Below are 20,688 nucleotides of genomic sequence, written 5' to 3'. Positions count from 1 at the left end.
CTTTTTTTAGAGAAGCGCTCTTTCGAGTACAGCCATCCGTACCGGCACTCCGTTGGACATTTGCGGGAAGATGCGCGACTGGCTGCATTCTACCACTGCATCATCAATCTCAACGTTCCGATTCACTGGTGCAGGATGCATGATGATCGTGCCTTCACTGAGCTTCGAGGCGCGTTCTTCGGTCAGGCCAAACTGGCGGCGATATTCTTCTGCCGACTGCAGAATTCCGCTAGCATGACGCTCGAGCTGTACCCGTAGCATCATTACAACATCAGCTTGCATTGCGTCTTCCATGGAAACATATGGCGCGTAGTCTGCAAGCTCGGGTGCCTTCATATTCTCCGGTGCGCAGAACTGCACCTGTGCTCCCATCTTGGTCAACCCCCATAGGTTGGAGCGAGCCACACGGCTGTGCAGGATATCTCCGATGATCGACACCTTCAGGCCTTTCAGAGCGCCGAAGTGCCTAGTCATGGTGTACATATCCAGCAACGCTTGTGTCGGATGCTCGTTGTTACCATCACCCGCGTTGATCAGCGGGATGGCTACTTTCTCCGCAAGCTGCTCCAGCACACCCGCTGGCTTGAGCCGGATTACACCGGCATCAATGCCCATCGACTCCAGCGTCCGTACCGTGTCGTAGATGGATTCACCTTTTTCTACACTGGAAGCGGCAGCCGTGAAGTTCAATACTTGTGCACCGAGGCGCTTCTCAGCCATTTCGAATGAGAAGCGGGTACGGGTACTATTCTCAAAAAACATGTTGGACACAAACCGCGATTTCAGAACGGGTGTTAATTTCTGACTCTGATTATCCCAATGGGACGTTCTCTCCAGCAGTTGTTCGATCTCTGAGCGATCCAGATCTTTTAAGCCGAGCAAACTGCGTTCCTTCACCTTGGTTGCTGTCATCATGATTATTTTTCCTCCCATTGCGAAATGATGGACACTTCATCTTTACCGTCATATTCCTTCAGCGCCACTTCGATTTGCTCATGTTTGGAGGTAGGTACGTTCTTGCCGACATAGTCTGGTCGGATCGGCAGCTCACGGTGACCACGATCCGCAAGCACCGCTAGTTGAATCATGCGCGGCCTGCCGCAGTCCATCAGGGCATCCATCGCCGCCCGAATGGTCCGTCCGGTGTAGAGTACATCGTCGCACAGAATAACTTTTTGATCTTGGATGCCGGTGCTATCCGCATTCAACATCAGATTGCTGCTTACTACCGCCGAGGCTCCCGCTTCACTATTGCTCTTGCCCTCATCACTACGGTCATCGCGATAATGGGTGATATCCAGCTCACCGTAAGGAATGGCTACCCCTTCAATCTCCTTGATTCGCTCTGCAATCCGGCGTGCCAGATACACGCCCCGAGTGCGAATGCCCACTAACAAGCAGTTCTCAATACCTTTGTTCTTCTCCAAAATCTCATGCGCAATTCGTGATAATGCCCGGCGAATCGCCGTTTCGTCCATAATGACGTTTTTTTCAGTAACCATGATTGTCATCCTCTCTGTTTGAACGCCACTTCAAGTTCCTTGGAAAACAAAAAACTCCTTGCCTGAAACAGGCAAGGAGTGGAATCCACACATGAAGAAGATGACGGCTGCGCACATAAAAAGACTTCCGTATAGTCATACGGATACCATTCTAAGAGTCGCGAACCTCGATTCACGTTACCTTGCCAGTCTCACGGGACTGAATTAAAGGCGCTATTCATTTAACAGAAGTATGACAGAATGATGATGGCATGTCAACTCCCAGAGATGGTTTCGGGAAGAAGTGACGCCCCACAGGGTTATAGCACATACAGTCATTGTGCTGTCCTTCTATAGAAGAGAGCATTATCGGTTATTCACAAACGTCCGGCCTCCCACTATACTGTTAAAAGATAATGATAATCAATCTCATGATAAGGGGTATATACAAAATGACATCGAAGAACTGTTTCATGTATTTAATCGTTACTATTTTAATCATCAGTGTACTGAGCGCTTGCGGCAATTCCAACGAGGGTCAGTCCACTTCTACTTCTGCACCGTCTCCCTCGGCCCAATCGGAGTCAGCCGACACTGCTTCGAATGATGATGGATATCGCTTGTTAACAGATGCCCTCGGGAATGAAGTGAAAGTACCTAATCATCCGCAGCGAATCATCGCTTCTTTCTTGGAGGACCCTCTTACAGCACTCGGCATGAAACCAGTCGCTCAATGGGGCTATAAAGGTGCGCCTCAACATTACTTACAGGACAAGCTTGGTGATGTGCCAGTACTGAACGTGGATGGAGGTCTTAAGTCAGAAGAGACACTGTCCTATAATCCCGATCTCATTATTTTCCTCTCACCCTCTTATCTCCGAAATGGAGATTATGAGCAATTTGCCAAGATTGCACCAACCTTCGTGCTTTCTGATAACGATAGCGATTGGAGAGGCAATCTTCAGAAGCTGGGTGCCTTATTAGGTAAAGAGGATGCGGCGAACCAAGCGCTGGCCGACTATGACAAGAAACTTAGCGATGCGAAAAAACAACTGGGTGGTACACTCACTGACAAAACAGCCATTCTGCTCCAAGGCGGAGATGAAAAAGGTTATAACCTGTTCGGTCCAGGCTTCTTCGGGGGAGCTATGCTGTATGATGCCTTCGGCTTTAAAGCACCTAGTCTAATTAACGGAAGTTATGAGACTTACTCACTTGAGACACTTCCACAGCTGAAAGATGTCGACTATATCTTCGTACTCTCCGGTGAAGGACGAGCTAAGCCACCTGAAAACAATCCGCTGTGGCAGGAATTGCCTGCTGTCAAATCTGGTCATGTGTTTGCAGTGGACTCCGGACATTGGTTCAATGCCAACCCTATTGCAAACGGTTTAGTCATCGACGATATTGTACGGTATATCCATGAATAATAGGAATAGCCTCGACCTGCAGCATTTTGCTGCGGGTCACTTTTATTACAAGCTGCTGGATGTCGTATGCATCAAGGACCACTCACGCCCGCATTGGCCGGAACGAAAATTCATAGAGACCCAGTCGCATGTACTGCTGCTCTCCTCATCGGATCGTGGACGTCTAGTGATTGATGGACATTTTCACCCTATTCACGCAAGCTCCTTATTTGTATGTACGCCTGGCCAGTTGGTCGAAGTGACTAATTATTCTGGCAGTGAGCTGGAACTCCTGCTGTTATATTTTCAAGTCCAAACGCTTCCGCTAGAAAAAGAAACCAGTAAGAGCACTCGAGCAGACGTTACTTTTCCTTTTCGCGGGGAAGCGATGATTAGCCCGTCTTCGGCGGTCGCCCATCTGTACGACATCATCAAAACCCATTGGAGTAATAAGAACTCCCCCTCCGCTCAGCTTCGCTGTGAAGCCGGACTTCTGGAGCTGCTCAGTCTTGTAATTGGTTATCAGGAGCAACAGACTGCCCTTGCGCTGGAAAGTGCCCGTCTGGAGCTTGAACGGCACTATCAGAGCGATATTAGAATAGATAGCCTGGCGGGAATAGCCGGACTGAGCCGGTTCCATTTCATGCGATTATTTAAAGAGCGTTATGGCAGAGGGGTGATGGAATACAGGACGGACCTGCGGCTTATGGAGGCCAAACGGCTACTAGACAATCCTGACTCTCCCTCTATCAGTAGCATCGCTTATCAAATAGGCTATAAGAGCGAAACCTATTTTAGCAGTCTATTCAAAAAACAAACCGGACTTGCTCCCGCTGTCTACCAGCGCAATCAGAAATGCAGAGTCGCCGCCTACAGTTGGGTCAACTTCGGTCAGTTGCTTGCGCTGCAGATCATCCCTTTTGCCGCACCGATTGATCATTACTGGACAGATTACTATAGAACCAAATATAAATACGAAGTGAAGGTTCCATTAAGCCATCAATATGATTTTAACTGGGAAGCTTTGAAGCAAGCTAAACCCCACTATATCATCGGTATGGACAGCTTAATCCCTCCAGAGGAGCAGGTCAGACTTGAAACGATTGCCCCATTGCTGCTACTTCCTTCTGGAGCAAGCTGGCGCCAGCACCTGTGCCTTATCGCAGAATTTCTGGGTAGAACGAACGTGGCCCTGAAATGGCTAAGTCATTATGATCGCAAAGTAGCAGCGATACGAGAGCAATTACAGCCGATAATAGGCCAAGATTCACTGCTCGTTGTACTCATAAGTTGTGACCAATTATATGTATGGGGAAAAAGCGCAGGTACCGTCTTCTACGACGATCTACGGTTCTCTATGCCGCCAGCCGTCGCTGAATTTGATTGGAAAAAACCTGTAGAAGCCCCTGAGCTTCAGAGTTTCAGCGCGAACCGTATTATCGTACACCTTAATGAAGATCCCGTCTCCCAAGCACTATGGACCAAGCTCTTAGGGTCAGATGCCTGGAACAGGCTAGAAGCTGTCCGTGAACATAAGATTCACCTCATCACAGGCTATTCCTGGTTTGAAGCGCCCTGGGGGGAGTACGCTGCGGATCATTTTGACCGATTTATAAGTAGTGTGCCTGGGATTTTGGATGTTGATATGGGAACAAGATTATGAGTCAATTAATCCCCCCAAATATTCACAATAGGAATTTCGTTCTCGATCCGGAATCTACTTTCTGCAATCCAGTCCTTAAACCATTGATTGTCGGAACTGCTGAAGATTTCATCTCCGTCCCAGTTTCGAAATGAACCTATGTATACGATCAATTCTCTTAATCTTAAAAATAAGGGGATTTGCCCGATCCAATATTCATCTAATGTATGCTCTAAGCGATAACCCTTCATAAAGTGACTCATGAATCGGCGGGTTTGCTCCTCCCGGTAAACCTGCCCGTCATCACCGCCATAGACATATACCAAATAATAGAGCTGTATCGCTATATCCTCCACAAACCAACTATACTGCGCTTCATCAAAATCAAATAGAGTAATCTCCCCATGTTCATCTATCCGAAAGTTTCCAACATTGATGTCACCATGAATCAATCCGTATGAGCTATTATCTTTGGGTAACGCGCTAAGGGTCTTGACCAGGGCCAAATAACTCTCACGAACGCTGACCTGTGACCCAGGAAGCAAGTCAATATTTTGCAGGAACCAATTCCGGCTCCAGTCCTGTCTTTTGACAATCCCCTCTTGAGGACGATATCTTTCGGACAAAGCATGCAGCTTACCTGTCAGCCGGCCCAATTGCTCGTACAGCTCAACATCCTGAAGACAATCCGGATACTCAACCTTTTTTCCCTGAGCTTTTTCAAAAGACACACAGGTATAATACCCGCCAGGAAAATGAATAACCTCCGTCCATCGCCCCTTGTTCGAAAGTATAGGTCTGGACACTGCAATCCCTGCATTTGCGAGGAACATAATCCAATCCAGTTCACTTTGGACCAAACTGTCAGAACGATTGGCACTTGGCGTAAATCTCAGAATAAAGCTTGTTCCCTCCCGCTCATACTCGTAGACGATATTCTGACTGCCTCCTATATAAGAGAGCTCATTGCTGCTCGTGTTAAAAAGTTGTGCCGCTATCTCAAGTAGCTCATTGGTTAAAGCAATATTATTTTTCATCGTACCTCCATAGCGTTAGGTTTCAGGATTTTCTACTGGTTTGAATAATTGAATTTTTCCAAATAATTACTAATGATTATTTTGTCCTGATGCCACCATAACATTGGAAAATCATAATTTCTTACAAATCCTAATTTTGTCGCTAACTGAATCGAACGTTGATTGCCTGCGTCGCAATTATAGTTTGGCACTACATCATGCTTCAAACAATGCTCGATAAATGCTGCACCTGTAAGTGTTGCTAACCCTTGCTTCTGGTATTCATCCACCGTTACGATATCAATATCCGCATACCCTCCACCTACAAAAAAAGAATTGCACACGCTAGCGAAATGATCATTCATCATTATGCAATAACCAAATCCTCGCTCGATAAAATGTTGGGACGAATTCCATAGCGAGTCATAGGAAGAGTCCATTTCATTTCGATATTTGTTGAACAGCGTGTCATCCATTGATTTCATTACATAATGCTCGGGCAATGCTTTTAGAGTAGTTTTAAGATTCTGGAATCGGGATGGATCGAATGTAAAAGAAGATCGGTGCAACAAAACAGTCCGCCCCGCTAGCCTTTCGCTAATTAGAGATAGCAGTTCCGGCGTTGTAACATAAAGATCATAGTACGTTGAATGGTTCTGTTCATTTAGTAAATATTCAACTATATCGTTCATAAAATGCTCATCGCTGCCATTCCCGGCCAAAAGGTACTGCCCATATGAATTGACGATAAGACTGGTGGCAGGATTCTCACGGTGATCCACAAACACTTTTCCAGACTGATTATGATCAATTACGGAATAGGCAAACACAGGTTCATACGCTTGATTCTTCAACAGTGGCAGAACGCGAATGTACTCCTCATCAGATAGCTCTATCATCTTATCTACCTCCTTGAGTGTATTTAAGCAAAGCAATTTAGCAAACATGCTGTTCCATCATTGCAATTTACAAGCCCTTTGCTTCATCCCAGAAGCATTTGAACGTGCTGACATTGTCGTACCTCAATTCTCGATCTTCACTAACTGCTCGCAGTGCTACTTCGTAGAGAGGCCTCCCTGCTTCCCATTTAGAGAAAGCGTGATCCTTTTCTCCGCCTAACAAACCAAAGGCAATAGCGCCCATCGTGAAAACATTGGTCTGTGCATCAATAGGCGCACCTAATATAAACTCTTCAGGCGCTTTTGATCTTGTGGCACCCCAGAAATTTTCCCCTATATCATTCACAGCAGGAGCTTTTCTATAGAAATCAATATCACATATTTTCGTTATATCATGTGAAAAATCGTATAAAATACTTCCATCGTAAAAATCAACTGCGACATACCCTTGTGCTTCAACAAAAGTATGAAATTCAAACATGGCATTCAGAGATTCCAGACGCTTTTCAAGGGGCAAATGCTTGTATTTATAAAATGGCGAGTCCGGATGGTTATGTTTTGCTTCACCTGCGAAGGACCAATGCGAATGAAGACACTCCCCTTCGAACCATTCAAAGACTGCTGCGTATCCGTTAGCGGTACGGAAATGATCCTTGAGCTGAATAAGATTCCGATGATTTAAAGCAGCGTACAACGGAACAGCCGCAATTAACCGCGACACAGCCTCTTGAGGATTTCCCGAAAAATCTAGCGGCCTGGCTCCTGCATACTTAACGAATTTCTTCTCCCCATCCTTCTCCATTCCGAAACAGATATTACCTGAATCCTGTTGATCAAACACGCAGAATACTTTGCCTAGAGACCGCAGCCATGCAAAATCGTGTTGTTCTTGAAGCTGAAAGGTAACCTCATCGAAAGAATAGGTAACGGGTGCACCGCTTGTCTTAGTGAAAATAGGATCCATTCTATTGCCTCCCCAGTCTGGCTGCTTCCTTTTCTTGAAGAAACGCTACAAACTGCTCAATGTTCTCAAAACGATTGATTTCAACCCCTTTGCCTTGGAGAGAGGCTTCTAACATCAAGCTTAGCCGTTCAGTAGCTGCTTGTAATTGCCGATAGATCATGACAGTGAAGAAATGACACCAGATCGGGGAATCCCAATTGTCTGTATTGCTCCTGGTATGTAAAATCAGTGGTATAATCGCTAGGCCATTGCCCGGTTTCAGCGTAAAATAAAAAGGCAGCGATCGAATCCTGTACATGGACAGCAGAGAAAAATGCGGTATCGAAATCATTTCTTTCACAAGCGGTAATGATTTTATCCAGAACCCCCTTTTCCTCTTCGTAAAAGCCCTTCATTCTATCGGGGTAAGCAGGTTTGCTGTAGTGCTTTTCTTTTTGCGCAAGGATTAGCTCTAGTGTATCTGCCGCAAGTGCTTCACATGCCTCAAGAATATCGGCGTTCACGCCGCTTCTTGTAATCATTTCTATATAGGTTTCCAAGCGAGCTGGCTTGATCTGTAGACTTAATATTTGTTCCTTGTTTTTACCAAAGCCTTTTGAATAATACGTCCGATTTAACAAGGCAAGGCTTTGAAATACCTTTGTTAGAATGCCGTGTGCTTCTGTTCTGTAGAACGTTAAAGAACCAGATTCTTTAGCGCGGGTCAGCTTATACAAATGCACATAAACATCACGGAGCTCGGCTTCAGCCTTCTCTATCATCTTTTGCGCATTCTCAGAGGCCTGCAATGCAGAGGTGGTCTCTCGCAGCTTCATAAATCTTTTCCGCTCTTCATCCGAACGAGTATAGAGGAGCTTACAATCCGTGATAATCGTCGTTTTATCCTCTTGAAACGAAGCCATTCTCTCCGCACGTTCCCAACTAATCGGCCAGAAATCAAAGCTTATGTCATCAATGATAAACTGAACACTTGCGTCATAACCTTTCGGTGTGGCTGGTATAAAAAAGAAGTCCAAGTCAGAACGTTTCGTCGCGGTCCCCTGCGCGTATGACCCATAGTAAGCAACAATCGCAATCTCTTCAGCGTAGACTTTCTCTATATGATTCAAAAGTGACTTGGCAACATCAAATACATTCAGCATTTCAATTCCCCTTTGTATATAAATGGATATCCCATTTTATAATACTAAAGTCTGTGGAATTATTTCGGTAAAGTTTAATTATAATTAGGAATTAACAAAGACCATCCTGAGAACAGAATGGCCTTTGTATTTAAACAGCCCACTAGTTTATTTGTTATTATAGCTCTCTAAAAGGGCTTCGATGGACACCCCATTAACTTTAAGCCCCGAGATATCGCAGTCTTTTATATCTACGTTTGAAAGATTGCAGTTTAGGAAGGAGCTCCCCTGTAATTCGCAGTTTTCGAACCTGTTCGGTTCTCCATGCATCTTTATATCATGAAAATGAGCTCCTCCCATCTGACAATTACTCACCTCAATCTCCCACAATCCAACCTCAACAAATTTCGCAAGATGCATGTTTATATTATTAAAGACGGTCTTGCTCATATTGATATCATCAAAACTGGAACCCTCCAGATTAATGTTATAGAATCTTGTTGTGTTCAGATCGCTGTCGTCAAAATCACTGCCGCCCATAGCCACACGCCGGAACTGCGTTTCTGGCATTCTTTCATCTTGAAATACCTTCTTCTTAAACTCCTCATTCAATCTGTTCTGGCTGAGATTATCATTTACCATGCTTAACATCTCCCTTTTTAATGCCGTTCTTGATCTGCGAAGTCTGCTCTCTACTGCATCGACGGATATGCCAAGGAAATCACTAATCTCCCTAATCTTATATTCATCAATATAGTACAGAATTGTGACTGTACGGTTAGCTTCGGATAGGGTGTTCAGAGCGTTCCATACCTCAATGCGAAGTTCTTTCTTTAATAATTGATCTTCGGTGCTTTCTAGCTGCGGAGTATCTACTTGTTCTGCTAATTTGTACACTTCCTTGTGTTTGTTGGCCCTAAACCAATCCATGCATTCCCTTGTGGTAACCGCATATAGCCAACTGCTAAGTTTTTCGGGTTCCTTTATGTCGGACAACTTTTTGAATGTCTTGACAAAGACCTCTTGTGCAACATCCTGTGCAGTGTGAAAATCACCCAATTTGCCGTAAGCTACCCCGTAAACAGCATTGGCATATTTGCTGATAAGTTCACCGAATGCATCAACCTCTCCTTTACACACCCTATTTACCAGCTCTGTATCCGAACAACCCACTTTCATCCTCCTCAAATTAAGTTCATAACATTAGACGTAAGAAGAATTAAGAAACCGTCTTAACTATTATAAATTTATTTGGAATAACCTTGTTTACCTCTTTTCAATTACACTGTAATATATAAAGTATATATAATTAGAACATGTATGTTCCTATAGGAGAGTGTAACTTATGACTGAAAGCTGTGTTCCTACTGGCGTGACGCTAAAAGATACTGGTTTTGGATATACATTGTCTTTGATCGGCGGTAAATACAAAATGATTATTTTGTATTGGCTGTCTGAAAATAAGGTTTTACGGCATAATGAGCTGAAGCGAAGTATCGGTACCATTTCTTTTAAAACCTTGAGCATTATGTTAAAAGAACTGGAGGCTGATGGCCTTATCCTACGGAAGGAATATCCCCAAGTCCCTCCAAAAGTTGAATATTCACTATCTGAACGTGGCCTTTCTCTGATTCCATTGTTAGATATGATTTGCGATTGGGGAATGAACAACAAACCACCCATTCTGGTTTAAATTAAAAGAAGTATCTCCCGACAAGGAAATACTTCTTTTTTATATTGGGAAAAACCGAACTAAATGATGATAGTAACCACAAAGACTTATCAGTCCCGAGGAATTGAATTGGGATAACTTACAGGTAACCATAGACCCAAAACAAACCAAGCAATTTGTCACCCTGTACAAAAACTTAGTGGATTTCGATGATAAAAAAATTCCAGGCCGATTAAACCTTGGTTTATTGAAAACCTATTGAACAAGTCTTCACTGTAATAATTTTCACTTTTATTCCAAGCGATGTTATGATTGTTTTATTCCAATAATCTCATAATCTAACAGGAGGGAATATCATTGGAAGAACGTAAATCAACATATAACTTTCAGAATGTTAGTATTGGAGCAGACGCAGAATTATTACGCTTAAAAGAACAAGCGTTGATGGGTTGGGAAAAAGAATACCGCACCCTAAAATGGTTTGGACTAGAGGATGGGATCAAGGTATTGGAAGTTGGAAGTGGCCCCGGATTTGTTACTGAACAACTACTGGACGAATTACCACAGAGTCAAATTACCGCATTGGATATTGATGATATTCTACTTGAAAAGGCTAGACAGAGGCTAAGTCATATCCCTGAATCAAGACTTAATTTTGTTAATGCATCGATTTACAATACTGGACTACCTGACAATCACTATGACTTTGTTATTGCACGATTAATATTTCTTCATCTTCATGATCCATTGCAAGCTGCGGAAGAACTTAGCCGTGTCTTAAAACCGGGTGGGAAGCTCATTATTATTGATATAGATGATGGGGTATTTGGTGCTATTCAACCTGAATTAGATGTTTTACCATCAATATTGAAAAAGCTGTCACAATTACAGGCTTCAAGAGGTGGTAACCGGAATATTGGAAGAAGCTTGCCGCGGATTCTATCCGATTCAGGCTTTATAGACGTGGATATGGACGCACTCATCCAACATAGTGATTTACATAATATCGAGGGTTTCAAACGACAATTTGATATCAACCGTTTTGCTGATTTCTATAAGCATGGAATTATTACTTCATCTGAATTTGAGGAATTAAATAAATCCTATGACCATTTTGTTAGTTCTCCGGAAGCTCATGCCATGATGCTATTTTTTATGGCGTGTGGGACAAAGCCTTTATAGACTATTCGAATATTTTGGGCTTAGCACTATTGGGATACGCTGTTCCCCGTGCTGACTGGAACGGTAAATTTAAGAGCCATCCTTTGTCGGATGGCTCTTTCTTTATTGGTGGCTCATAATCCATATTTTATTATTTCAATTCAATCTGGCCTTGCTCAGTTCCCCAGAATCCAGTCTGGACATTTAAAATAAAGCCAGTCAGATCTTCCGGAATTTCAAATACTACATTGCCTGTCTGAGCCAACCCGGGATTGATTCCCTTATATAAAAAATAGTCTCCGGAAGAAGTAATCAACGTTGACGGTGCATATGTAACCTCGTCTTTTAGGAGCTGAAAGTATGAGGAGTCCGTGGTGATCATCTTCTTACCAGCATTTTTAACAGTTACATTTACTACAAGGAAAGTACTTCCTTCAGCACTTGGGGAATAGGAAAACAATTGTCCATCTTTAATTTTATTGGTAGTGGTTACTTTGTTAACTTTAAATACGACATCCCCAACCTGCAGTTCTTCCCCCTTCTTTGCCAATTTTTTTACTTCTTCTTTAGAGTTACCCTTTGTACCTACAGAGCTTGCAGGGGTATTAGCCTTGTCAGTTGTATTACTTGAACTATCCTTATCTTTGGAAAATAAACCAATGACAATAGCTAGTACAATTAAAGCGATGAATCCTAGACACCCCATTTTAAAAATCTTCTTCAAGTAAAACCCTCCTAATTAGGTAGTTTGAACCATTTATTATACTATCAATATATCGGAAATTATAGGAAATTTTTAATAAGGATGAAATATTTTCCGAAAAAATATTTTGAGGGACATGACGAATTCTTATCGACCTTCTATAATCCTCCTTTCCTTAGCATAATTAATAATATTCTTCTCCACAAAACAATACCCCGCAGCCATTACCGGCTGCGGGGTATGCTATATCCACTATATTAGAATTCAAACTCAACATCGCTGAGCCGGCGTTTGATCTCAGAGATCACGCGGTGCTCTTCCTCTTCGCCTTTGGCAACGAAGGTTACGGAGAACCGTACGAAGGCTCCGGCATCGTCCCAAGGTACGGTGGAGATCAGCTTCTCACGGATCAGGAACTGCGAGAAGTCTTCGCCAGTCTCAAAACGACGTCCGCCCTTCACGCCTTTCGGCGCAGCCACGTACAGGAAGAATGAGCCTTTAGGCTTCTCGGCCTGGAAGCCGAGGCTGTTCAGCGCATCCACCAACAGGTTATGACGGCGGGAATATTTGTCTGCGATTGCTTCTGTGATCGAAGGGTTAGCCAGACCATAAGCTGCGGCTTTTTGAATAGCGATAAACTGACCGGAGTCATTGTTGTCTTTCACATCGCTGAATGCTTTGACAATCAGCGGGTTGCCGGCTACAAAGCCAATTCTCCATCCCGTCATGTTGTATGACTTGGATAGGGAATGCAGCTCAACCCCGACATCCTTAGCACCCGGAACAGACAGGAAGCTAAGCGGCTTCACACCGTCATAGGTCAGAGCAGCGTACGGTGCATCATGAATCACGACAACATCGTATTTCTTGGCCCAAGCTACTACTTCAGCAAAGAACTCAGGCGTTGCACTGGCTCCAGTTGGGTTGTTTGGATAGTTCAAATAGAGCAGTTTAGCTTTCTTAGCAATATCCTCTGGAATGGCGTTCAGATCCGGCAGGAACTTGTTCTCCTTCTTCAATTCCACCGTGTAGACTTGTCCACCCAGATATTTGGTGTGTGTGCCCAATACCGGATAGCCTGGAACCGTCATGATGGTGATATCGCCGGGATTAATGAAGCAGGATGGTAACATCGCCAGTGCTGGCTTTGAACCAATGGAATGCACAACTTCTGTTACCGGATCAATGCCTTCCACACTAAATACATCGTGCAAGTATTGTGCTGCTGCAGCCTTGAATTCTGGAATACCATTATCCGAATAGCCGCGATTCTCTTCCTTCGATGCTTCTTCGGCCAATTTGGCAACAATGCCCGCGTCCGCCATTTCGTCCGGTTCACCAACGCCCATGTCAATGAGTTCGATGTCAGGGAAATCCAGCTTCGCGGATGCCTTGGCGCGTTTGATTTTCTCGAATTTATAAATCGCAGTGTCCTTACCGTAATTGGCACCGCCAATACGGTCTGCAAAGTTACTCTGGATGAATGTATCTTGATATTGTTCAATACTCATAAAGGTCATCTCCTGGCTTTTTTCAAAGTTCTAATCATAAATATGACGTAAACTGTGCTGCAAAACCATGGATTTATTATCACTTCATTTGTACTTATCTGCTACGCAGAGCGAACAATAATTCTTCCATATCTGCTGGAAGTGGTGCACTGTACTCCATATACTCTCCTGTAGATGGATGAACGAAACCGAGAACAGCTGCATGCAAAGCCTGGCCTTTCATCGTAGTTCCTTTGCTGCGGCCATAGATCGGATCACCGGACAAAGGATGACCAATGAATTTCATATGTACCCGGATCTGGTGGGTGCGCCCCGTCTCCAGTTGCAACTCCACAAGCGTGCAATCACCAAACCGTTCCAGTACAGTAAAATGGGTCACAGATTTTTTGCTGTTCTTCTCTGTAACGGTGTACAGCTTGCGATCATGCGGATCTCTGCCGATCGGTGCGTCTATAGTTCCCTTGTCATGCGTCAGATTGCCTTGAACCACGGCGATATAACGACGGGTCACACTGTGTTCCTTCAGCTGAGCAGACAGCGAAGCGTGGCTGGCATCGTTCTTGGCAGCCATAATCAGGCCAGAAGTATCTTTGTCAATGCGGTGTACAATGCCTGGGCGGATCTCGCCGTTAATGCCGGACAAGTCCTTGCAATGATACATCAGGGCATTAACCAGCGTTCCTGAGGGATGACCTACTGCCGGATGCACGACCATTCCGCGCGGCTTGTTCACAACAATCACATCGCTGTCTTCGTACGCAACTTCCAGTGGGATGTTTTCCGCAACCAGATCCGTAACCTCCGCTTCAGGTACAGTGACCGCTACCACATCACCTTCCCAGAGCTTGTGATTGGCTTTGACCATTGCACCATTCACGGTAACATATCCGCCGTTGATCCACAGCTGAACCTGTGAACGGGATATCTCTTCCTCCCAAGCCTCGGTGATATACTTATCAATACGCTCCCGGGCATTCTCGCCGGAGACCGTCCACTCCGTGACGTCCCTCTCTTCTTCGTGGCCGGTTGCCGGTTGCTGATTGACGTCATTATTCAAATCATTCATTCCTTTCCGTAAACTTACTTTGATTCCTTTACTTCCGTTATCTCTTCTCCGCCCTTCATATCACGCAGCGAATCCAGAATAATCAGCGCCACACCGATAACGATGCAGGAGTCCGCGACATTAAAAATCGGGAAGGTATAGCTTCCAAAATTAAATTGCAGAAAATCAACAACCTCGCCATTCAACATCCGATCTAGGAAGTTGCCGACGGCTCCACCAAGTACAAGACCTAATGCGGTAGGCAGCAATTTGCGTGTCGCTTTGACCTTATTCAGATACCATACGATACCGGCGACAACCACAATGGTAACCAAAATGAAGAACCACTGCTGTCCCTCCAGAATGCCGAACGCGGCCCCGCGGTTGCGGTGGGAGGTAATCAGAAAGAAGTTCCCAATCACCGGAATTTGTTCCCCGAGCTCCAGACGCGTAGCGATTACATATTTGGTTGCCTGGTCGATCAAAAAAGCAATGAGAGCTATCAGATAATACACCACAGAAGTTGTCACTCCGTTCTTATTTTTCCCGCGTCTACGCGGTCAAATACTGATTAAAGACTCGTATATTGTAGCACAGGCCTAAAGACCCGTCTATTGCAGACGCTTTCGTGCAGGGACTCTTGGGGACTATTTTCCATCGCTAAAATCCCTTCGCTACGGTCAACCTATCAAGGAGCCCTCCCGCACAGGCGAAGGGGAAGGAATGATGTTCTGAAGCAGGTTCAGAAAGGAGCACACCAAATGACACAACTGACAGCAGAGCAGCTATCGGAACTTCGGGCAAATCTGCATCAACAACGGGCCGATATCCGCCACAGACTGCAGAATAATGAGCATTACGGGCTGCAGGAATCCATGCGCGACAACTCAGGGGAGCTATCGGAAATTGATAATCATCCAGGCGATGCCGCTACCGACCTGTATCACCGTTCCATGGACATTTCGCTGCTGGAGCGGGACGAGCATGAACTTGAAGATATCGATGCAGCCTTGAAAGCGATGGATGAAGGAACCTATGGCATCTGCCTAACCGGCGGTGAGCCTATTCCATTCGAGCGCTTGGCCGTCGTCCCTGCTACCCGTTATTGCAAAGAGCATAATCCCAAACAAACGAAGCCGAATAACCGTCCTGCTGAAGAGGAATTCCTCACACCGCCTTTTGGCCGAACCAGCCTTGACGAGAATGAAGAGCAAAATGGTTTTGACGGCGAGGACGCCTGGCAAATTGTCGAGAGCTGGGGTACCTCCAATTCTCCAGCCATGGCAGAAAGCAATGAGATCGGAGCTTATGAAGACATGGAGATTGAGGCTGACGAGACCGAAGGCTTCGTAGAGCCTTGGGAAAATTTTATCGCTACCGACATCGAAGGTAACAATGTAACGGTCGTTCGAGGGCGCAGCTACCAGCACTATATGGACAGCGGCGAGGGTAGTTACCTGCTTGACCCTCATGGCAAAGAAGACGGGGAAGACTAATAGAACCTATTCATGAATTATGCACAGAAAAACATCAGAATAAATCGGATGGAGACGGTTGCAGGACGCTATAAACCGGCTCCTCTTTTTTTTGTTAAGAAAACTTTGAGAAAATGTTCAGAATGTCCTAGTATAATAGTTCTGATGAACTATATATCTGTTGGCCTATATAACTGTATCAATTCTTTTCTGTCTATGCGTATCACGAACCCAACTCAGAAGGAGTATGCATAATGAAACCTAATTACTTTAAAGAAGTCCATCAGTTCAGTCATCAAGATGACCGGCGTTATCAACTGCTCATGAGAAAACTGCGGATTACCTATGCAGAAAAGAAGCAGTACACCCCGCTGCAGCGGTTGAAGAGAGAATGGAACAGCTTTAGAAAGCCGATCAAAGCAAGCGGTTGGAGCAGCGCAGAGGCCCCGGATTTTAAAAAGTCTTCAGTTCCAGTTGATGTTGTACAATCCGCACGATATCCGCAATGTAATCCCCGATAATCGGCAGATTAAGCGCCCCTAGCACTTGAAGGACATAAATTATCGTTGCTGCAAAAAACGTGAAGCCCACTGCAATCCCAACTCCACGTGATGTTCCCGAGAGCACATTCAGCCAAATTAGGCGCCAAGGAGAATAGAGAAGTTCTGTGTACTGGGCAATCCGCGACTTCTCCATCTGCTGTGCCAGTTCGAAAGTCATCCGATAAACGAGATTTAGCTTCTCCTCCGTTGGAATTTCTTCGGGGGTTCGAGGATCCCAGGCTGGAGTTTCCTTGTGCCCCTTAATCTTGTCCGGGGTCTTAATGGAGATTCTCCCTTTAGGCTCTGAACCTTTGCTGTCTTCCTTTTGTTCCGTCACTGTCACCCGTCCCTTCCCATGTTCCTGGCATCACAAAACAGACGAGCCCGGCAAAGGAAATATCTTTCCTTTAGCACGGGCTCGTTATTTTGCGCCGAAATATAAGGAACTATATCTCACGCATAGACGGACGGTCCGAAGACTGTTCGTCTATGCTTGTGACGCTAGTATATGCCATTAACGGACAAGTAATACATTTTTAAGCACCGATGTGAATACCGATAGATTTGCCTCCGGCTTCCACGGTCTCAAAGGATTGTGCCCCACCTAATTCAACAGTGGTAACCAGGACGTTCTCACGTAGCACATGTTCAAATGCAGTAACCGCCGCCTTTAGTTCGTCGTCAAGATCCAGTGTCAGTGCAACACGCTTATCGATCGGCAGATCCAGACGTTTGCGGTAATCCTGCACCGCCCGTACGATCTCGCGCACCCAGCCCTCTTGCTCCAGCTCAGGCGTGATCTCGGTGTTCAGCGCTACAGTGATACCGTAGCCAGAAGCAGAGGCAAATCCAGGCTTAGCCTGCTTCTCCACCAGCAGCTCATCGGCAGTGATTTGCAGCTCTTCGCCTTCCGGAGAGACGATAGCGATTACGCCGTCTTGTACGGCTTTGCGTGTAGCCTCACTGTCCAGGCTCTTCAGGAAGCCTTGCAGGAAGCCGATGTTTTTGCCGTATTTTTTACCAGCAACCTTCAAATTCATCTTCAAGGTAAAATCAACAAAGCCGCTATCGCTGATCTCCAGCACAATGTTCTTGATGTTGATCTCATCCTTGATGATTTCCTCATAGTCAGCCACATGGAAGCTGCGATCCAGCGACACAATCAGCTCAGACAGCGGCTGGCGGTTCTTGATGCCCGTCTCGTTACGCACGTTGCGTGCAAGCTCGACGATGCCCCGTGCACTTTCCATATCCTGCTCCAGCTCTTTGTCGATCAGACTTTCGTCGGCTACCGGGTAATCCGCCAGATGGACGCTTTCTCCGCCGCCAAGGTTTGTGAAGATATCCTCTGACAACATAGGAGTGAACGGTGCCATCAATTGTGCTGTGGTCAACAATACATGAGTGAGCGTACGGTAAGCATCCAGCTTTTCCTCGCCCAATCCGCTACCCCAGAAACGGTCACGGGAACGACGGATATACCAGTTGCTGAGCTCGTCGATGAAATTCTCAATCGCTTTTGACGTATTGACAAAATCATTCACGGCCAGTCCTTTATCTACCAGAAGGATCAGGCTGTTCATACGGGAGAGAATCCAGCGGTCCAGCTTATGATCGGACACTTTGAACGGATGATCCGCTGGATCAAAACCGTCAATACCGGCATACAAGGTCAGGAACGCGTGCGTGTTGACCAGTGTATCCACGATTTTGGATTTGGTCTCACCAACCAGACCACGAGAGAAGCGTTTATTGTTCCACGGCGCGCTGTCGGACAGGATCGCCCAACGGAAAGCATCGGTACCGTAATCGTTCATGATCTCCCATGGGTCAATGACGTTGCCCTTCGATTTGGACATTTTTTGGCCGTTCTCATCGAGAATGTGCCCATGTGCAATAACCGCCTTGTAAGGGGCAACGCCCTTGAACAACGTGGAGACTGCCAGCAAGCTGTAGAACCAGCCACGAGTCTGATCGATCCCTTCACAGATCATATCCGCCGGATATTGATCATTTAGCGCGTCAGCATTTTCAAACGGATAGTGGCTTTGGGCAAAAGGCATCGATCCGCTATCGAACCAGACGTCGATGACTTCTGATGTACGTACCATGACTCCGCCCTCACTGAACGGACTGCGCAGCTTGATGTTATCCACGAACGGTTTGTGCAGCTCGATATCCTCTGGTACTTCATCCACGGCCATCGCTCTCATCTCAGCAATGCTGTGCGGTGCGAACTCCTTACCAGTATCCTGGCAAACCCATACATTCAGCGGTGTTCCCCAGTAGCGGTTACGGCTGATGTTCCAGTCCACCAGTTCCTCCAGGAATTTACCAAAACGTCCATCACGTACATGTTCAGGGTACCAGCTCACACCGTTGTTGTTGGCAATGAGTTGTTCCTTGATCTCTGTCGTGCTGATGAACCAGCTGTCTGTCGCATAATACAGAAGCGGAGTATCGCAGCGCCAGCAGAACGGATAGCTGTGCTCATATTTCTCCTTGCTATAGAGCAGCCCCTTTTCCGACAACGTCTTAACGATGTCCAGATCGCAATCCTTGACGAATCGTCCGGCAAAATCAGCAATCAAGTCCGTATATTTACCGGAAGCATCCACCACATTCACAAAGCTGATGCCGTTCTCACGGCAAGTCTTGTAGTCATCCTCACCATGCGCCGGAGCCATGTGTACAATCCCTGTACCGCTGGCATCCGTAACGAAAGAAGCGCCGACAATGACATTGCTTTTCTCAGCCTGGATATAACCAAATGGAGGGGCATAGGTTTTGCCGATAAATTCGGAACCTTTATGCGTGGAAAGGATAGTATGCTCACCCTTCATCACATCATCCACCAGATTCTTCGCCAGGATGTACACGCCATCCTCTTGCTGCACCCGCACATAATCCATGTCCGGGTTCATCGCCAACGCCATATGCGCCGGCAACGTCCAAGGCGTTGTCGTCCATGCCAGTACATATTCTCCGCTGTCATCCAGCTTGAACTTGGCGGTAGCACTGAGGTCTTTGACCGTCTTGTAGCCTTGCGCTACTTCGTGGGAGCTCAGTGTCGTCTGACAACTCGGACAGTAAGGGCTAACGCGGTGCCCGCGGTACAAAAGACCTTTCTCATGCACTGTAGCGAGGATGTTCCAGACACTCTCAATGTACGTATTGTTCAGGGTGATATACGGGTTATCCAGATCGGTCCAGTAACCGATTGCTTCCGTGAATTCACGCCATTGCTTCTCGTATCCGAAGACACTCGCTTTACATTTCTCGATGAACTTCTCGATGCCGTATTCTTCGATCTCCTGTTTCCCAGAGATTCCGAGCTGCTTCTGAACCCCCAGCTCAACCGGCAGACCGTGTGTATCCCAGCCCGCTTTACGAACAACGCGGTAGCCCTTCATCGTCTGGTAACGGCCGATAAAGTCCTTGATTACGCGTCCCAGCACGTGCCCGATATGCGGCGCACCGTTAGCTGTAGGAGGGCCTTCATAGAACACATAGTTCGGACGACCTTCGCGGTTCTCCATGGATCTGCGGAACGTGTTTTCGTCGCTCCATTTTTTCAAGATACGGACGTCTCTAGCCCGCGCTTTTTCTCTGACATCAACTTTTTGCATTTAGGGTCAAATCCTTCCTTGGTTCTGATCTTAAAACTTTTTCGATCCCTCCCAAACCCTCCCTTCCCAAGGGAGGGCCCCAGAGGGCGCCGCCCTCTGGACACCCGGAAGCAATGCTCGAGGTGGGGGTGGCTGAGGTGGAGCAGTAACTGATACGTTGACGCGAAGACCGACCCTTCTTAGGCTTCCCTACGGGTTCGCCTGCGTGGCCTCGACTGCGTTAGGCGTAGCGGCGCAGTCTCCTTGCTCTGACCCGAGCCCGCGATCCTCCAAAGGAGGCAGCCTATGGCTCGGGGACTGCGACAGGCGTAGCGTCGCAGTCTCCTTGCTCTGACCCGAGCCCGCGATCCTCCAAAGGAGGCAGCCTGAGGCTCGGGGACTCTCCGACAGGCGTAGCGGCGCAGTCTCCTTACACTGA

Annotated in this window: 18 protein-coding genes; 5 read left to right on the top strand and 13 right to left on the bottom strand. The window is 46.2% G+C overall.

What is annotated here, in order from left to right:
• Window positions 1-6 precede the first annotated feature (6 nt).
• Both ACFVRY_RS13100 and pyrR read right to left on the bottom strand, forming a co-directional pair.
• Entirely contained in the window at window positions 7-915 is a 909-nt protein-coding gene (locus ACFVRY_RS13100) for an aspartate carbamoyltransferase catalytic subunit (protein ID WP_387500617.1), read from the bottom strand.
• A gap of 2 nt (window positions 916-917) precedes the next feature.
• Window positions 918-1,502 carry a bifunctional pyr operon transcriptional regulator/uracil phosphoribosyltransferase PyrR gene (gene pyrR, locus ACFVRY_RS13095; protein ID WP_387500616.1) on the bottom strand — a complete coding sequence of 195 codons (585 nt, stop codon included), beginning with the start codon at window positions 1,500-1,502 and terminating at the stop codon, window positions 918-920.
• Window positions 1,503-1,933: 431 nt separating this feature from the next.
• Between pyrR and ACFVRY_RS13090 the strand changes: the two genes are divergently transcribed.
• Together ACFVRY_RS13090 and ACFVRY_RS13085 are read left to right on the top strand one after the other, a co-directional pair.
• Entirely contained in the window at window positions 1,934-2,911 is a 978-nt protein-coding gene (locus ACFVRY_RS13090; protein ID WP_387500615.1) for an ABC transporter substrate-binding protein, read from the top strand.
• Window positions 2,904-4,553, top strand: coding sequence for an AraC family transcriptional regulator (locus ACFVRY_RS13085; protein ID WP_387500614.1), 1,650 nt, complete (start codon window positions 2,904-2,906; stop codon window positions 4,551-4,553). Before ACFVRY_RS13090 ends, ACFVRY_RS13085 begins: the two co-directional genes overlap by 8 nt.
• A gap of 5 nt (window positions 4,554-4,558) precedes the next feature.
• On the opposite strand, the gene ACFVRY_RS13080 is transcribed toward ACFVRY_RS13085, so the two are convergent.
• The 5 genes from ACFVRY_RS13080 to ACFVRY_RS13060 form a co-directional block, all read right to left on the bottom strand.
• A complete protein-coding gene (locus tag ACFVRY_RS13080; RefSeq protein WP_387500613.1) occupies window positions 4,559-5,569 on the bottom strand; it encodes a phosphotransferase enzyme family protein in 1,011 nt (336 codons plus the stop codon).
• A 32-nt stretch (window positions 5,570-5,601) separates the two neighbouring features.
• Window positions 5,602-6,447 carry a GNAT family N-acetyltransferase gene (locus tag ACFVRY_RS13075; RefSeq protein WP_387500612.1) on the bottom strand — a complete coding sequence of 282 codons (846 nt, stop codon included), beginning with the start codon at window positions 6,445-6,447 and terminating at the stop codon, window positions 5,602-5,604.
• A 67-nt stretch (window positions 6,448-6,514) separates the two neighbouring features.
• Window positions 6,515-7,411 (bottom strand): serine/threonine protein kinase, encoded by an 897-nt coding sequence (locus ACFVRY_RS13070; RefSeq protein ID WP_387500611.1) that lies wholly within the window; start codon window positions 7,409-7,411, stop codon window positions 6,515-6,517.
• A 128-nt stretch (window positions 7,412-7,539) separates the two neighbouring features.
• Window positions 7,540-8,553 (bottom strand): kanamycin nucleotidyltransferase C-terminal domain-containing protein, encoded by a 1,014-nt coding sequence (locus ACFVRY_RS13065; RefSeq protein ID WP_387500610.1) that lies wholly within the window; start codon window positions 8,551-8,553, stop codon window positions 7,540-7,542.
• A gap of 147 nt (window positions 8,554-8,700) precedes the next feature.
• The gene (locus ACFVRY_RS13060; RefSeq protein ID WP_387500609.1) at window positions 8,701-9,711 is read right to left on the bottom strand and encodes a sigma-70 family RNA polymerase sigma factor; all 1,011 of its coding nucleotides are present in this window, start codon (window positions 9,709-9,711) and stop codon (window positions 8,701-8,703) included.
• A 166-nt stretch (window positions 9,712-9,877) separates the two neighbouring features.
• Between ACFVRY_RS13060 and ACFVRY_RS13055 the strand changes: the two genes are divergently transcribed.
• Together ACFVRY_RS13055 and ACFVRY_RS13050 are read left to right on the top strand one after the other, a co-directional pair.
• Entirely contained in the window at window positions 9,878-10,225 is a 348-nt protein-coding gene (locus tag ACFVRY_RS13055) for a winged helix-turn-helix transcriptional regulator (protein WP_387500608.1), read from the top strand.
• Window positions 10,226-10,561: 336 nt separating this feature from the next.
• Window positions 10,562-11,386 carry a class I SAM-dependent methyltransferase gene (locus tag ACFVRY_RS13050; RefSeq protein ID WP_387500607.1) on the top strand — a complete coding sequence of 275 codons (825 nt, stop codon included), beginning with the start codon at window positions 10,562-10,564 and terminating at the stop codon, window positions 11,384-11,386.
• Between the two features lie 130 nt (window positions 11,387-11,516).
• Here the strand turns inward: ACFVRY_RS13050 and ACFVRY_RS13045 are convergent, their stop codons facing one another.
• The 4 genes from ACFVRY_RS13045 to lspA form a co-directional block, all read right to left on the bottom strand.
• The gene (locus ACFVRY_RS13045; protein ID WP_066364099.1) at window positions 11,517-12,089 is read right to left on the bottom strand and encodes a DUF4352 domain-containing protein; all 573 of its coding nucleotides are present in this window, start codon (window positions 12,087-12,089) and stop codon (window positions 11,517-11,519) included.
• 236 nt (window positions 12,090-12,325) lie between these two features.
• Window positions 12,326-13,579, bottom strand: a complete 1,254-nt coding sequence (locus ACFVRY_RS13040; RefSeq protein ID WP_175372896.1) for an LL-diaminopimelate aminotransferase — start codon at window positions 13,577-13,579, stop codon at window positions 12,326-12,328.
• 94 nt (window positions 13,580-13,673) lie between these two features.
• Complete coding sequence (locus ACFVRY_RS13035) at window positions 13,674-14,645, bottom strand: RluA family pseudouridine synthase (RefSeq protein ID WP_387500606.1); 972 nt, start codon at window positions 14,643-14,645, stop codon at window positions 13,674-13,676.
• A 14-nt stretch (window positions 14,646-14,659) separates the two neighbouring features.
• Complete coding sequence (lspA, locus tag ACFVRY_RS13030; RefSeq protein WP_387500969.1) at window positions 14,660-15,142, bottom strand: signal peptidase II; 483 nt, start codon at window positions 15,140-15,142, stop codon at window positions 14,660-14,662.
• A 243-nt stretch (window positions 15,143-15,385) separates the two neighbouring features.
• Here lspA and ACFVRY_RS13025 point away from each other — a divergent pair, with 243 nt between their 5' ends.
• Window positions 15,386-16,120, top strand: a complete 735-nt coding sequence (locus ACFVRY_RS13025) for a TraR/DksA C4-type zinc finger protein (RefSeq protein WP_387500605.1) — start codon at window positions 15,386-15,388, stop codon at window positions 16,118-16,120.
• 432 nt (window positions 16,121-16,552) lie between these two features.
• Here the strand turns inward: ACFVRY_RS13025 and ACFVRY_RS13020 are convergent, their stop codons facing one another.
• Both ACFVRY_RS13020 and ileS read right to left on the bottom strand, forming a co-directional pair.
• Window positions 16,553-16,855 (bottom strand): DUF5665 domain-containing protein, encoded by a 303-nt coding sequence (locus tag ACFVRY_RS13020; RefSeq protein WP_066365569.1) that lies wholly within the window; start codon window positions 16,853-16,855, stop codon window positions 16,553-16,555.
• Between the two features lie 322 nt (window positions 16,856-17,177).
• On the bottom strand, window positions 17,178-20,270 hold the full coding sequence (ileS, locus tag ACFVRY_RS13015; RefSeq protein ID WP_387500604.1) for an isoleucine--tRNA ligase: 3,093 nt from the start codon (window positions 20,268-20,270) through the stop codon (window positions 17,178-17,180).
• Window positions 20,271-20,688: the final 418 nt, after the last annotated feature.

The sequence above is a fragment of the Paenibacillus sp. NPDC057934 genome (assembly GCF_042887565.1).
Taxonomy (GTDB): Bacteria; Bacillota; Bacilli; order Paenibacillales; family Paenibacillaceae; genus Paenibacillus_AQ.
The sequence above is the reverse complement of the archived record's forward strand: the minus strand, read 5'-3'. Positions and strand labels throughout refer to the sequence as shown.

Excerpts from the sequence above, each read along its gene's own strand:
- ACFVRY_RS13035 (WP_387500606.1), bottom strand. The coding sequence starts at position 14,645 with ATGAATGATTTGAATAATGACGTCAATCAGCAACCGGCAACCGGCCAC.
- ACFVRY_RS13040 (WP_175372896.1), bottom strand. The coding sequence starts at position 13,579 with ATGAGTATTGAACAATATCAAGATACATTCATCCAGAGTAACTTTGCA.
- ACFVRY_RS13060 (WP_387500609.1), bottom strand. The coding sequence starts at position 9,711 with ATGAAAGTGGGTTGTTCGGATACAGAGCTGGTAAATAGGGTGTGTAAA.
- ACFVRY_RS13070 (WP_387500611.1), bottom strand. The coding sequence starts at position 7,411 with ATGGATCCTATTTTCACTAAGACAAGCGGTGCACCCGTTACCTATTCT.
- ileS (WP_387500604.1), bottom strand. The coding sequence starts at position 20,270 with ATGCAAAAAGTTGATGTCAGAGAAAAAGCGCGGGCTAGAGACGTCCGT.
- ACFVRY_RS13025 (WP_387500605.1), top strand. The coding sequence starts at position 15,386 with ATGACACAACTGACAGCAGAGCAGCTATCGGAACTTCGGGCAAATCTG.
- ACFVRY_RS13065 (WP_387500610.1), bottom strand. The coding sequence starts at position 8,553 with ATGCTGAATGTATTTGATGTTGCCAAGTCACTTTTGAATCATATAGAG.
- ACFVRY_RS13075 (WP_387500612.1), bottom strand. The coding sequence starts at position 6,447 with ATGATAGAGCTATCTGATGAGGAGTACATTCGCGTTCTGCCACTGTTG.
- ACFVRY_RS13100 (WP_387500617.1), bottom strand. The coding sequence starts at position 915 with ATGATGACAGCAACCAAGGTGAAGGAACGCAGTTTGCTCGGCTTAAAA.
- ACFVRY_RS13085 (WP_387500614.1), top strand. The coding sequence starts at position 2,904 with ATGAATAATAGGAATAGCCTCGACCTGCAGCATTTTGCTGCGGGTCAC.
- pyrR (WP_387500616.1), bottom strand. The coding sequence starts at position 1,502 with ATGGTTACTGAAAAAAACGTCATTATGGACGAAACGGCGATTCGCCGG.
- ACFVRY_RS13090 (WP_387500615.1), top strand. The coding sequence starts at position 1,934 with ATGACATCGAAGAACTGTTTCATGTATTTAATCGTTACTATTTTAATC.
- ACFVRY_RS13055 (WP_387500608.1), top strand. The coding sequence starts at position 9,878 with ATGACTGAAAGCTGTGTTCCTACTGGCGTGACGCTAAAAGATACTGGT.
- ACFVRY_RS13080 (WP_387500613.1), bottom strand. The coding sequence starts at position 5,569 with ATGAAAAATAATATTGCTTTAACCAATGAGCTACTTGAGATAGCGGCA.